Genomic DNA, 12,683 nt, shown 5'->3' with positions numbered 1-12,683 from the left:
GCCGCATCTGCTCGCAGACCCGCCGGCGGTGGGCCGGGGGTCTGGGCAGGGGGCGCAGGCGCGTGGCTGGGGGGGAGTGGCTACAAGACGAAATCGGAGGCGAGCAGGGACTTTCCGGTGTGCACGTTGATGGCAAAGTCGGCGACGCCATCGCCGTTGACGTCGCCTTGGACGGCGTAGTGGTCGGTCTGGTAGGAGATTGTCAGCTGCCCGGCCGCCTTCGTGAAGGCGGTGACCAGGGTGAAGGCCTGGTCGCCGATGAGGTTGGCGTTGGCGTCGACGCCACGGAGGTGGATGATGTCGCCCTCGGCGCGGTTGAAGTCGACGATCTTGTCGCGCGCGGCGGCGGTGCTGTCGTTGAGGGCGGTGTAGAAGAACATGTCGGCGCCGGTCCCACCTGTCATGGTGTCCGCGCCGCCGTTGCCGATCAGCCGGTCGGCGCCCTCATGACCTGAGAGGACGTTCGTGCCGGCGTTGCCGGAGAGAATGTCGTTGTAGGCGGATCCGCGGACGTTCTCGATGTTGCGATAGGTGTCCGCCCCGGCGCCGTAGGTCTTGGACCAGCCGGTGAGCAGGTTGACGGTGACGCCGCCGGCCGCATGCTCGTAGGACGCGGTGTCGACGCCGTCGCCGCCGTCGAGCACGTCATCGCCGGCTCCGCCTTCCAGCACGTCATTGCCGGCCCAACCAAAGAGACGGTTGTTCGCCACATTGCCGACCAGCACGTTGTCCAGCTCGTTGCCGCCGGCGTCGGCGCTCGCGGCTCCAGTCAGTTCGAGGTTCTCGACATTGGCGCCGAGCACGTGCGACACCGACGTGCGGATCGTATCGACGCCACCGTCCAGCAACTCGATGATCTTGGCGCCGGCGCCCGCCACGTAGAGGTCGTTGCCTGCGCCACCTGTCAGGCGATCGACTCCACCACCGCCGACCAGCGTGTCCATGCCCGCCGTCCCGGTGAGGGTGTCAGCGCCGCCACCGCCTACGATTTGGCCAACGACCGTCGCCGCCTGGTCGAGCACCCAGGCCGCAAGGATTGCTGCGCCATTGTCTGTGTCCAGGGGGAGGGTCGTGTTGTCTGACACCGCCACCCCGGTCACTTTCGAGGACACGATCACGGTGTTGGCGCTGTTGTGCGCCAAGCTCCCACCCGCAACGTTCTCGATCCTGATCCAAGCCTTCTGGTAGCTCAGTCCGACGACGGTGTTGCCCTCCACCTTGAGGTTGGTCGCGCCCCAGACCGAGATACCGTTATAGGATGCGCCGACAATAAGGTTCTGCGTGATGCTGACGTCGCGATAGTATTGCGTTCCATTGTCGATATTCAGGAAGATTCCCTGCATAGGGGTTCCGTCGTCCCGCAAGATAATGTTGTCGTGAATGTTAAGCTTGGAGACGAACGGAACTGTGGGAGAGTTCCAAAATTGGATCGCGTCCGAGTGGTCGCCCACGGCCCGATGGAAGTTCCGAAAGGTGTTCGAGGCGATCTCGAGGTTCGACGTTCCGGCGCCGCGGATTCCGTCCATCCTCAGGTTGTGGAACGTGTTGTCGATGACGGTGAGGCCGGAGATGTCCCGGTGTCCCAGCGCATAGTAAAGCTCGTGGAACTCCGAATCCGTGATCGTGATGTTCGAGCTGTACTTGAGCTCGAGGCCGGCGGCGTCGTTCTGTGGGTTGCCGTCGAGCGTTCCGTGCACGTCCAGGCCGGAGAGGTGGATATTCTGGCTGCCCGACACCAGGAACTGGTTGGTGCCACCGGCCGGATTTACGACGAACTCGAGGTCACGGAACGCTAGGCCACTGCAGTTGGAAATCTTGAGGCCAGCGAGCTTGGCCGCGACGCCGCCCGCCTCCGACGCGATGGTGACGCTCGACGAGAAATTCAGATTAGCGAGCGAAATGGGAGAATATAAACCAGATTTTAGCAGTATCGTGTCGCCAGATCGTGCCGTGCCAAGCGCACTAACTAGGGCCGCAGACGTGCTGACGGTTGTGATCATGACTGTTTTCTCTATCGGATGAGGCGCGCGGCAGTGATTGACCAATTCGGCGCCCGAATTATGGCCAAGCTTGTTGAAGGTAACCTGCCTTGCGCAGAAACTATAGGTCGATAGCTTCCGTCATCCGAAGGACGCTACGTGTCGCAGGTCATGCGGCAAAAGTGCGTCGGATCCGCCCGGTCTCAGAGTCGCCGCGGCCACCAGTGGTCATGACGGTCGCCTTGAAGGCGGTCTGACCACGAAGACGACAGGCCGGAGCTCTGTCAGCCCGGCGAAAAAGACCTGCGCCTGGAGGGGTGCTTGCCAGGCGGCCGGTCAGACGCCGTAGTACTCCCGGTACCAGTCCACAAACCGGCCGACGCCCTCCTCGACGTCGACCTTCGGCTGGTAGCCGAGCACGGCGAGGGTTTCGGCGGTGTCGGCTTCGGTGCTGGGCACGTCGCCCAGTTGCATGGGCATCAGGTTGAGGACAGCCTTCCGGCCCAGCTTTTCCTCGAGCACCTGGATGTAGCGCAGGAGCTCGACCTTGCGGTTGGCCGCCAGGTTCAGCACCCGCCAGGGGGCAGCACTGGTGGCCGGATCCGGTTGCGCCGCGTCCCAGGCAGGGTTCGGGGCAGGCGGCCGGGTGAGGGCGGCGTCCAGGCCGTCGACGATGTCGTCCACGTAGGTGAAGTCGCGGGACATCTTGCCCTCGCCGTAGACGTCGATGGGTTGGCCCTTGAGGATCGCGTCGGTGAATTTGAAGAGGGCCATGTCCGGGCGCCCCCACGGTCCGTAGACGGTGAAGAAGCGGAAGCCGGTGGCCGGGATGCCGAACAGGTGGGCATAGGCGTGGGCCATCGACTCGTTGGCGGCCTTGGTCGCCGAATAGAGGGTGATCGGGTGGGGCGCCGCGTCATGAACGCTGAACGGCATGTTGGCGTGGTTGCCGTAGATGGAGCTGGTCGAGGCGAAGAGCAGGTGCCCCGGCGGGTGGGTGCGACAGGCCTCGAGGATGTTCAGGAAGCCCACGACATTGGAGTCCACGTAGGTGCGCGGGCTCTCCAGGCTGTAGCGGACGCCGGCCTGGGCGGCGAGGTTGACCACCGCCGTGGGCCTGGTCTCGGCGAAGAGCGCGGCGACGCCGTCGCGGTCCTCCAGATCGAGTCGGGCGTGGCGGTAGCCGGGAAGGCCCTCCAGGATCGCCAGACGAGCGGCCTTCAGCGTCGGGTCGTAGTAGGGATTGAGGTTGTCGAGCCCGACGACGGCCTCGCCCCGCTCCAGCAGGCGGCGGCTCAGGTGGAAGCCGATAAAACCGGCGGAGCCGGTGACCAGGATCGTCAACAGGTGCCTCGGGAAATGGACGCGGGTCCGTTTCGTAGCGGGCGTCGCGCGTGGATGCTAGCGCGCGATGCCCACGACTTCGCGCAGGTCGCTCGACTTGGCGGCTTCGGTGACGGCGGCTTTGCGGGCGGCTGTCACATCGCCGGCGCGCATCTGAGACAGCACCGGGAACAGGGCCGCGAGCGTCGCGACGAGGAAGCCCAGGCGGCCCTCGCGCCATCCGCCTTGGCCCACGTAGGCGCGCACGAAATTCAGCGTCCCGGCGGCCAGGCCCGCGGCGACGCTCGCCGGGCCGCCGGCGTCCACGAGGTCTTCGGCATGAAGGGCGGTGAGCTGGCCGAGCCGCTCCATCAGCGCCCCGACATCGCGAGCCAGCGTGCGACGCACCGCGCCCTTCAAGGCCCCCCCGAACCGACCGGCGATCACTGCGGGAGCATTGAGGCGGCGGGGCGTCCAGGTCTTCAGGCCGCGCTTGTAGAGCCTGGGCTCGGCGCGGGCGCTCAGAACGCCGGCCCAGCCGTCGCGGACCAGCGTCTCGCCCACGTAGTTGTCGATCGGCAGATCGTACCAGTCGCCCGCCGGGCGCAGCTGCAGCACCGCGCGGATCTCCCAGGCCAGCGCGGCGTCGACCATGTCCTCGGCCTCGACCTCAAGGATCCAGTCTCCGGTGCAGGCCTCAGCCCCTACGGCTTTGCGCTGGCTCTCCAGCGGGAAGATGCCGTCGATGACGATGGCGCCGTGGCGCCTCGCGATCTCCTGCGAACGGTCGGTGCAGCGGTCGGCGACCACCACCACCTCGTCGCAGAAGGACAGCTTGCGCAGGCAGGCCGCCAGCAGCGCGTCCTGGTTTTGCACGCATACGAAGGCCGACAGCCGCACCACGCTCGCCCGCTCCCATCCCCCGACGGGTTCCCGTCACGAGGTAAGACGCCGCCGTGGGGAACTGCCCCCCACCGCGAGCGCGGGTTGGATCAGAAAGTCGCGCCCAGCCGGGCGCCTACAGTGCGCGGCCGCTGTGGCGTCACCTGGCGCACGAGGCCGAAGGTGAACGGGTTGCCGTAGGCAAAGGTGTCGCTCTCACTGTTGGTGGGATTGGTGACGAAGACGGTCAGCCGCCATCTGTCGCTGGCGACCTCGGCGGAAAGGCGGGCGCGCAGGTAGCGGCTCTGGCGGGGCGACCGGCTGGTGTCGAAGCCCAGATCTGCGCGCCCCACGTACTGAACCTGCCCAACGAGGCGCAGGGTCAGGGCGTCCGTCAACGGACGTTGATAGACGGCCAGGACGCCGCCGGAGCTCTTGGGCACACCCGGCAGTTCGGCGACGACCTCCGCGCCCAGGAGCGGGAAGTCTGGATTGGGATTTCGGGTCTTGGAATCCGAGATCAGGCCGTTCAATTGCAGCGAAAAGCCGAAGGCGAAATCGTAGGCCACTTCGGCCTCCAGCCCCAGGATCCGCGCATCTCCGACATTGGCCGTGTAGGACAGCCCCGAAGGCCGGTACTGGTCGGTCTGGATGTTGGTCCAGTCGTCGTAGTAGGCGGCCGCGCGCACCACCAGGCGGCCGTCGAACCGCTTGAGCTTGGCGCCGACCTCGTAGTTGCGCAGCCGGTCGGCGGCGAACAATGCGCGATTGTCTCGGATTTCGAAGAAGCCAGACGAGTTGAACCCGCCCGGCCGATAGCCCTCGGTCACCAGGGCGTAGACGAGGTCGCCGTTGCCGAACGCCTTCTGCAGCGAAAGCTTAGGCGAGAAGCCGTTGAAAGTGCGGGAGCGGTCGAAGGACCGCGGCCCCGCGTTCGCCAGCACAACGTCGATGTCGGCAGTAGTGTGCACGCGGCTTTCGAACAGCCGTCCGCCGAGGGTGGCGCTGAGCCCCTCGGACAGCTCGTAGGTGGCCTCGCCGTAGACTGCGAGCTCGCGCCGCCGATCCTTGCGCGCCTCGGTGTAGCGAGCGCTGACCACCGGCCCCGCTGACAGGATGGCCAGGCTGGAGGGATTGCGCTCGCGCGTCCGCGACCCGTAGATGCCCGCCAGCCAGTCGAACCGGCCGCCGTCGTTGGAACGGACGACCAGATCCTGCACCAGCATATCGGCGCGCGAACCTTCCGTGTAGACGCCGAGGTCCTCCTCAGGGGCGGCGAAGATGTCGCCGATGGCCCGGGAGGCGTCGTACTGGCTCGAAAAGACGTGGTGCACGTAGCTCAGCGAGGAAGAGAGGCTTCCCCAGCCGAACTCTCCCGCGATCGTGCCGCCCACGTAGGAGAAGTCGTTGTTGTGGGTCTCGCGCACGCTGTTGGCGCGATCGCCGGGCGCCGCGCCGCCACCCGGCTCGTCGCGCATCGGCATGCGCGGTCGCCTGCCTGTGCCGGGCGCGTCCACGATAATGTACTGGGTGTCGTCGGAGCGCAGGTTCTGCGTCGCCGCCAGAGCGTCAAATCGCCAGTCGTCGTTCAACCTCACCCTCAGGGCTAGCCGGCCGCCGTTGCGCCGGGTCTGGTCGACGTTGGTGATCTGCAGATTGGTGTCGTCGAGGTAGCCCCCCTGGACGTCCTCGTAGGCCACCAGGCGGATAGCGGCGCGGTCGCGGATCAGCGGCAGACTGACGTAGCCATCGATCTCGTAGCTTTCGTCGCCGCCGTCTGTGGTGGAGACCGAGCCGGACGCCCCGAACTCAGCCGTCGCCAGGTTCGGTTTGCGGGTCACGATGCGGTAGATGCCGGCGAGCGCGCCCGAACCGTAGAGCGCGCCCTGGGGTCCGCGCACCACCTCGATGCGGTCCACGTCCACGAGCCGCAGGTCCGGGTCGGGGGCATTGTAGTTGATCGGCGCGTCGTCGAGGTAGGTCGAGACGGTCGAGCGGGCGCGCCCGGTAAATGCGCCGTCCGACAGTCCGCGGATCAGCAGCTTGTCCCGCCCCGGGCCCAGGTTGGTGGTCAGGACGCCCGCCAGCTGACCCACCGTCTGGCCAACCTCGATGGCGCCGGCGTTCGACAGCTGCTCGCGGGAGATCGCGCTGACGCCTGCCGGCAGGCTGTCCATGGTGGCGGGGCGTTTGGTGGCGGTGACCACCACCTCGGTGACCAAGGCCGTGGTGAGCGCCGGTTCGCGGGCGGGTGTCGCGACGGCGGGGGCGGCATGGGCGGAGATCCGCACTGTTCGCGAATCGACGATGCGGTAGCGGCAGGGCGCGCCGCCCAACAGCCGCGCCAGCGCCTGGTCCAGCGTGTAGCGGCCACGCAGTTCGGTGCGGCCGCCAGGGCCGCAGCTGGCGGTGCCGAGGATGGAGACGTTGGCCTGGACGCCCAGGTCGATCAGCGCGTCGGAATACGATCTCGGCGGAATGGAGATCTGCAGGCGCGCGTCAGCGGCCTCAGCGCGCCCCGCCACGCAGGCGAGGGCCGCGCCGCTCAGCAGCGTCCGCAGAGGCCAACTCCGCCTTCCGATGGGGTCTCGCCCTCATTAGCGGCCGCCCGGCGCGCCGTCGCGCCGCAGGACCACGCCCGCGTCGGAACGTACCGCGCTTATGGGAACGAGCAAGGCGAGGCGACGGATTACCGCGTCCTGATCATCGAGGATCAGCACACCGGAGATCGGCGCGGCGGCGAGCGCAGGATCTTCGATGCGAATGGGGGAGGGGAACTGCTGGTTCAGGTCGGCGACCACTTCGCTCAGCGGTTGTCCGCGATAAACCAGCCGCCCGAAGCGCCAGCCCAGGACATCCTCGGCCTCGACCGCGGCGACCTGGCTCCCGGCGCCGCCCTCGACATGGTCCAGCCGCTGGCCCGGGTGCAGGCGGTAGGCGGGCCCGGCCGCGCCCTCGGCGGGCCGCACCTCGACTGCGCCGTGGGCCACCGTGACCGAGAGCTTGCCGTCGCGGCGGCGGACGTCGAATCGGGTGCCCACGTCCGTCACCGTGCGGTCGCCGGCGGCGATGACGAACGGGCGGCGCTCGTCGTGGATGACGTCGAACACCGCCTGGCCCTCGTCCAGGGTCACTCTGCGCGCATCACGGCCGAGGGTTACCGACAGTCGGGTGCCGGCGTTCAAGTCGATGGTGGACCCATCGGCCAGCCTGACCGTGCGCCGCTGGCCGTTGCCTGTGCTGTAGGTCTCGGTGGCGGCCGGTCCGGCCAGTTGCGGGGCCACGATCACCGCCACGGCGGCGGCGGCGGCCACGGCGCCCACCGCCACGATGGCGCGGCGTCCGACCGGACGTTGGGCGGGGCGCCGCTCAGCGAGGGCGCGGGCGGCGGGGGCAGCGCTCGCGGCATAGACGTGAGACGTCGCCAGGGCAGCGTCGAAGGCGGCGGCATTGTCGGACGAAGCGCAGAGCCAGGCGTCGAAGGCCACGGCCTCGGGCTCCGCGAGGTCCCCGGCCTCGAGCCGCACGACCCATGCTGCGGCGCTCGCGCGCCGCGCATCGTCGCCAAATCGCCAGATGGTGCTCATGCTCCGACCCCAAGCCGCCGGCTGCGGCGGCCCGTTGCTGGCTTAGACGTCGCCGAAGACCCCGGCCCCCCCGTCCCGGGCTGCAATTTGTGGTAGAGCCTCATCAAGCGAGTCTCGCTGTGAGCGACTTCAACGCCGCCGAAATGTGCTTCTCGACCGACTTCACGGAAATCCGCATCACCCGGGCCGTCTCGGCGTGGCTCAGCCCCTCCAGCTTGTGCAGACGGAAGGCCCGCTGCATCTGCGGCGGCAACTCCGCGACCGCCTCGACCAGCGCGCGCAGGCGCTGGCGCGACGCCACAGCCTCGTCGGCCGGTGCTTCGCCGGCCACATCCTCGCCGCCGAGGGCGACGTGGGCGACTTGCCGCCAGGCCGTGTCGCGGGCCACCGCGCGCGCCTCGCCGCGAGCGCGGTCCAGCATCACGTTGGTGGCGATGCGATAGATCAGGGCCACGGGGTTCTCGGTGGTGACCGCCAGGTCGCGGGTGGCGATCTTCAGGTAGAGTTCCTGCGCCAGGTCCTCCGCCGCAGCGAGTGAGCCCGTGCGAGCCGCGAAATAGCGGACCAGGTTCGGCCGGCGCTCAAGATAGATCTCGAGCAGGGGATCGGTCGGGCCCGGACGGCCGCCGGTCTCGGCCATGAAACTCACGCGCCGGTCCCCACGCCTCGGATCGGGCCGGTCCTCGTCGAGCGGATGGGGTGGACGTCAGGCATGGGCGCGCGCCAATGAAACCTGAACCACAAATGCCTCATTCCGACCGCTGCGCCAACTTCGCCGGTTCAGGCGGGGGGAGGGGCGATCCGGCGGCGTCTAGGCCTAAGACGCCTGCAGGGCGGTTGGCGCCGCTGGCGGCCGCCATCACCATGGGGACAGGCGTCGCGGCGTGCGGGCCGCGGGGGAGCGGCCCGCACGTCCATCCGCAGCAAGGTGATTCGCGCTTCAGGGGCTGGATCGTGCCGGGTGGCCCATATCGGCGGCAGGAGCGGCCGTTTCCACAGCTCAGGCACCATTGTGGAGCCAGATGCAGCGCCTCCGCGTTGGCCCGCGGTATGCAGACGGATTTTCAGTCTCTATGAGTTTCGTCAGGGTGATATGGCGCGCGGCCACGTACGTTGTGCCAAAATGGGGTTCGAGGAGTCGTCGTCTATGAGCCTGAAGACCGCGCCGGGACTGGAACCCGCGCCGACCAAACACGCCAAGCTCCTGGATTGGGTAAGCCGGATCGCCGCCCTCACGCAACCAGACCGCGTGGTCTGGTGCGACGGATCGCAGGGCGAGTGGGACCGACTGACCGCCGAGTTGGTGGCGGCCGGCACCTTGAAACGGCTCAATCCTGAGAAGCGACCCAACTCGTTCTACGCCGCGTCAGATCCGCGGGACGTAGCCCGGGTCGAGAGCCGCACGTTCATCTGCTCTGAGAAGCCCGAGGACGCCGGTCCGACCAACAACTGGCTCGACCCCACGGAAATGCGTTCCGACCTGAAGGACCTGTTCCGCGGCGTGATGCGCGGCCGCACGATGTATGTCGTGCCGTTCTGCATGGGGCCTCTGGGCTCGAAGATCTCCTCGATCGGCGTCGAGATCACCGACAGCGCCTACGTGGCCGTATCCATGCGGATCATGACGCGGATGGGCCAGGCGGCCCTCGATCAACTGGGCGAGGACGGGTTCTTCGTGCCGGCCGTGCATTCCGTGGGCATGCCGCTGCTCGACGGCGCGCAGGACGTTCCGTGGCCCTGCAACGAGATCAAGTACATCGTCCACTTCCCGGAAAGCCGGGAGATCTGGTCATACGGCTCCGGCTACGGCGGCAACGCGCTGCTGGGCAAGAAGTGCTTCGCGCTTCGGATCGCCTCGGTCATGGCCCGCGACGAGGGCTGGTTTGCCGAGCACATGCTGATCCTGAAACTCACTTCGCCGCAGGGCGTGGTGAAGTTCATCGCCGCCGCCTTCCCGAGCGCCTGCGGCAAGACCAACATGGCGATGCTGCAGCCGACCTTGGCCGGCTGGAAGGCCGAGACGATCGGCGACGACATCTGCTGGATGCGCTTCGGCGACGACGGCCGGCTCTATGCCGTGAACCCCGAGGCGGGCTTCTTCGGCGTGGCGCCGGGCACCGGGATCGAGACCAACAGGAACGCCATCGACGCCCTGTGGGGCAACTCGATCTTCACCAACGTGGCGCTGACCGACGACGGCGACGTGTGGTGGGAAGGCCTGACGCCCGAGGCGCCGGCGCATCTGATCGACTGGCGCGGCAACGACTGGACGCCGCAGAGCGACGGCCCGGCCGCCCATCCGAACGCCCGCTTCACCGTGCCGGCGTCCCAGACCCCGGTGATCGCGCCGGAGTGGGAAGACCCGGCCGGCGTGCCGATCTCCGCCATCCTGTTCGGCGGCCGCCGCGCGACCGCGGTGCCGCTGGTGACCGAGGCCCGCGACTGGCGTCACGGGGTGTTCATGGCCTCCAATGTGGCCTCCGAAGGCACAGCGGCGGCCGAGAACGCCATCGGGGCCGTGCGGCGCGACCCCTTCGCGATGTTGCCCTTCTGCGGCTACAACATGGGCGACTATTTCGGCCACTGGCTGAAGATGGGCGAGAAGGCCGGCGCGAAGCTTCCGCAGATCTATTTCGTGAACTGGTTCCGGAAGGACGAGCGCGGCAAATTCGTTTGGCCCGGCTACGGCGAGAACATCCGCGTGCTGAAGTGGATCGTGGAGCGCCTGGACGGGAACGCCGAGGCCACCGACACGCCGATCGGCCGGGTGCCGACCCGCGCCAGCCTCGACACCTCCGGCCTCGACCTCTCGGAAGCGGCGCTCAACCTTCTGCTCACTGTTGATCCAGCCATCTGGACGAAGGAAGCCGCGCTGATCCCGGAGTTCTACGAGGGCTTCGGCGACCACCTGCCCGACGGGCTCTGGGAGGAGTACCGCGCCCTGCTTCAGCGGCTCGAAGCGGCGGGCCAATCCGCGCGCGTGGTAGCGGCGGAGTGACAGCCTGAATTCCTGCCTCCCTGCATAGCGGGGAGGCGACGAGATCGCGCCTAACCGCCCGCGACCACCCGCAGGTTCGGGGCCACGCCGGGCTTCTCGCCGCGGACCTGGCTCACCAGGTCGAAGAGCGCCTTGCGGACGTCCTCGACGCTGCCGGTCTCGACGATGGCGGCGAGCTCCTGCAGATGGCCCGGGGTCACCCGCAGGGCGGAGTTGGAGATCACCTCAAGCACCTTGGGGGCCGCGGGCATAGATGTCTCGGTCTCGTCGATCAGGGCCTCGGTCAGCTTCTCTCCCGGGCGCAGGCCCACGATCTCGATCTCGATGTCGCGGCCGGGCACGCCGCCGGACAAGGCGATCATCTGGCGGGCCAGGTCCATGATCGACACGGGCTCGCCCATCTCCAGCAGGAACAGGCGCGAATCCCGCCGCGCGTCCTCGTGGCAGGTCGCCGTGGCGTGCAGCACCAGTTGGGCGGCCTCGGGAATGGTCATGAAGAACCGGGTCATCTCCGGGTGGGTCACGGTTACCGGCCCGCCGCGCTCGATCTGCGACTTGAAGATCGGCACCACCGATCCGGAAGAGCCCAACACGTTGCCGAAGCGGACGGCGGAGAACCGCGTGTCGCTCTCGTTGGTGGTCTGCTGGGCCTGGATGACCGCCTCCGCCATGCGCTTCGTCGCGCCCATGACGTTGGTGGGGTCGACCGCCTTGTCGGTGGAAATGAGCACCATCTGCCCGGCGCCGGCAGCCTTGGCCGCCTCGCAGACGTTCCAGGTGCCGATGACATTGGTGAGCACGCCTTCGGTGGGGTGACGCTCGACCATGGAGACGTGCTTGAGCGCCGCGGCGTGGAAGACCAGATCCGGCTTCTCGCGCTCGAAGGCCGCGGTGATGCGCTGGGCGCTGCGGACGTCGCACAGCACCGACTTCAGGCCGATGTGAGGAAAGGTCTCGCGCATCTCGCGTTCGATCTCGAACAGCGCGGTTTCGGAGTAGTCGAGCAGGATCAGCTGGCCGCAACCGAAGGCGGCGACCTGGCGGCAGAGCTCGGAGCCGATGGAGCCGCCGGCGCCGGTGACCAGGACCCGCTGGCCCTGGATGAGTCTGCCCACGGCGCCGCGGTCCAGCTCGATTGGCTCGCGCGCCAGAAGCTCTTCGATGCGGATGTCGCGCACGGGCATGAGGGTCAGGCCCTCGTGCTGCGGCAGCTCGACGATCGATGGCAGGCGCAGCAGGCGGATGCCGTCGTTCTTCAACTGGCCGAGGAGAGCGGCGGTGAGGCCCTTGAGCTTGGCGGGCTCCTCAAGGAACAGGATGGCGCGCGGATAGCGGTTCCAGCGGCGCAGATCCGCCAACGCCTCCGGCAGGCGGTCCAGGGCCTCGATGATGCAGACCCCCCTGACCTGGGAGCCCACGTCGCGTCGGTCGGTGCCCACGATGCCCACGGGCGTGAAGGAGCGATCGTGGCTGCGGGCCACTTCACGAAGATAGGTGTCCGCCAGGGACGGAGGCCCGATCAGCAGCAGCGAGGTCGAGGGGGTGCGGTCGGCGATGATGGTCTTCAGCGGCGAAAAGCTCTCCAAGGCGTGCTCGTGCAGGGCACGGCGCAGGATCCGCACGCCCATGCAGGCCACCATCTGGAACAGCGGGGCCATTACCAAGGTCGAGCGCGGCAGGCCTTCGGCGCGGTCCAGCACGAACACCGCCAGCAGGAAGACGCCGACCGTCAGCAGGGAGGACCGGGCCAGCACCAGCGCGTCGGGAATGGACACGTAGCGCCATGGCGACAGCTCGCGGCGGAAGATGAGCGCGAAGATGCCGGCGATCGCCGCGTAGAGGGCGGTGAGCTGGACGAACCCCAGCGCGCCGGCCTGGCCGAAGCCGAGTTCCGGCTGGGTCGGTGCGACGAAG

Annotated in this window: 8 protein-coding genes; 1 reads left to right on the top strand and 7 read right to left on the bottom strand. The window is 68.0% G+C overall.

Features of this window, described 5'->3' with window-relative positions:
• Positions 1-80 precede the first annotated feature (80 nt).
• The 6 genes from QZV94_RS17340 to QZV94_RS17315 form a co-directional block, all read right to left on the bottom strand.
• Positions 81-2,000, bottom strand: coding sequence for a right-handed parallel beta-helix repeat-containing protein (locus QZV94_RS17340; RefSeq protein ID WP_293679433.1), 1,920 nt, complete (start codon positions 1,998-2,000; stop codon positions 81-83).
• Positions 2,001-2,315: 315 nt separating this feature from the next.
• On the bottom strand, positions 2,316-3,323 hold the full coding sequence (locus QZV94_RS17335; protein ID WP_293679431.1) for an NAD-dependent epimerase: 1,008 nt from the start codon (positions 3,321-3,323) through the stop codon (positions 2,316-2,318).
• Positions 3,324-3,380: 57 nt separating this feature from the next.
• Positions 3,381-4,205: a glycosyltransferase family 2 protein gene (locus QZV94_RS17330; protein WP_293679429.1), complete on the bottom strand. Its 825-nt coding sequence runs from the start codon at positions 4,203-4,205 to the stop codon at positions 3,381-3,383.
• Between the two features lie 89 nt (positions 4,206-4,294).
• A complete protein-coding gene (locus QZV94_RS17325) occupies positions 4,295-6,709 on the bottom strand; it encodes a TonB-dependent receptor (protein WP_293679427.1) in 2,415 nt (804 codons plus the stop codon).
• Positions 6,710-6,781: 72 nt separating this feature from the next.
• The gene (locus tag QZV94_RS17320; protein WP_293679425.1) at positions 6,782-7,771 is read right to left on the bottom strand and encodes a FecR family protein; all 990 of its coding nucleotides are present in this window, start codon (positions 7,769-7,771) and stop codon (positions 6,782-6,784) included.
• Positions 7,772-7,874: 103 nt separating this feature from the next.
• Positions 7,875-8,411, bottom strand: a complete 537-nt coding sequence (locus QZV94_RS17315) for an RNA polymerase sigma factor (protein WP_293679435.1) — start codon at positions 8,409-8,411, stop codon at positions 7,875-7,877.
• A 507-nt stretch (positions 8,412-8,918) separates the two neighbouring features.
• On the opposite strand from QZV94_RS17315, the gene QZV94_RS17310 reads away from it, so the two are divergent.
• On the top strand, positions 8,919-10,769 hold the full coding sequence (locus tag QZV94_RS17310) for a phosphoenolpyruvate carboxykinase (GTP) (protein ID WP_293679423.1): 1,851 nt from the start codon (positions 8,919-8,921) through the stop codon (positions 10,767-10,769).
• Between the two features lie 50 nt (positions 10,770-10,819).
• On the opposite strand, the gene QZV94_RS17305 is transcribed toward QZV94_RS17310, so the two are convergent.
• A partial coding sequence (locus QZV94_RS17305; RefSeq protein ID WP_293679421.1) for a nucleoside-diphosphate sugar epimerase/dehydratase occupies positions 10,820-12,683 on the bottom strand: 1,864 nt, incomplete at its 5' end.

The sequence above is a fragment of the uncultured Phenylobacterium sp. genome (genome assembly GCF_902826855.1).
Lineage (GTDB): Bacteria > Pseudomonadota > Alphaproteobacteria > Caulobacterales > Caulobacteraceae > Phenylobacterium.
This window is presented reverse-complemented; position numbering and strand designations above follow the sequence as displayed.

Bases quoted from the DNA above. Each gene is read 5' to 3' on its own strand.
- QZV94_RS17340 (WP_293679433.1), bottom strand. From the start codon at position 2,000: ATGATCACAACCGTCAGCACGTCTGCGGCCCTAGTTAGTGCGCTTGGC.
- QZV94_RS17315 (WP_293679435.1), bottom strand. From the start codon at position 8,411: ATGGCCGAGACCGGCGGCCGTCCGGGCCCGACCGATCCCCTGCTCGAG.
- QZV94_RS17310 (WP_293679423.1), top strand. From the start codon at position 8,919: ATGAGCCTGAAGACCGCGCCGGGACTGGAACCCGCGCCGACCAAACAC.
- QZV94_RS17320 (WP_293679425.1), bottom strand. From the start codon at position 7,771: ATGAGCACCATCTGGCGATTTGGCGACGATGCGCGGCGCGCGAGCGCC.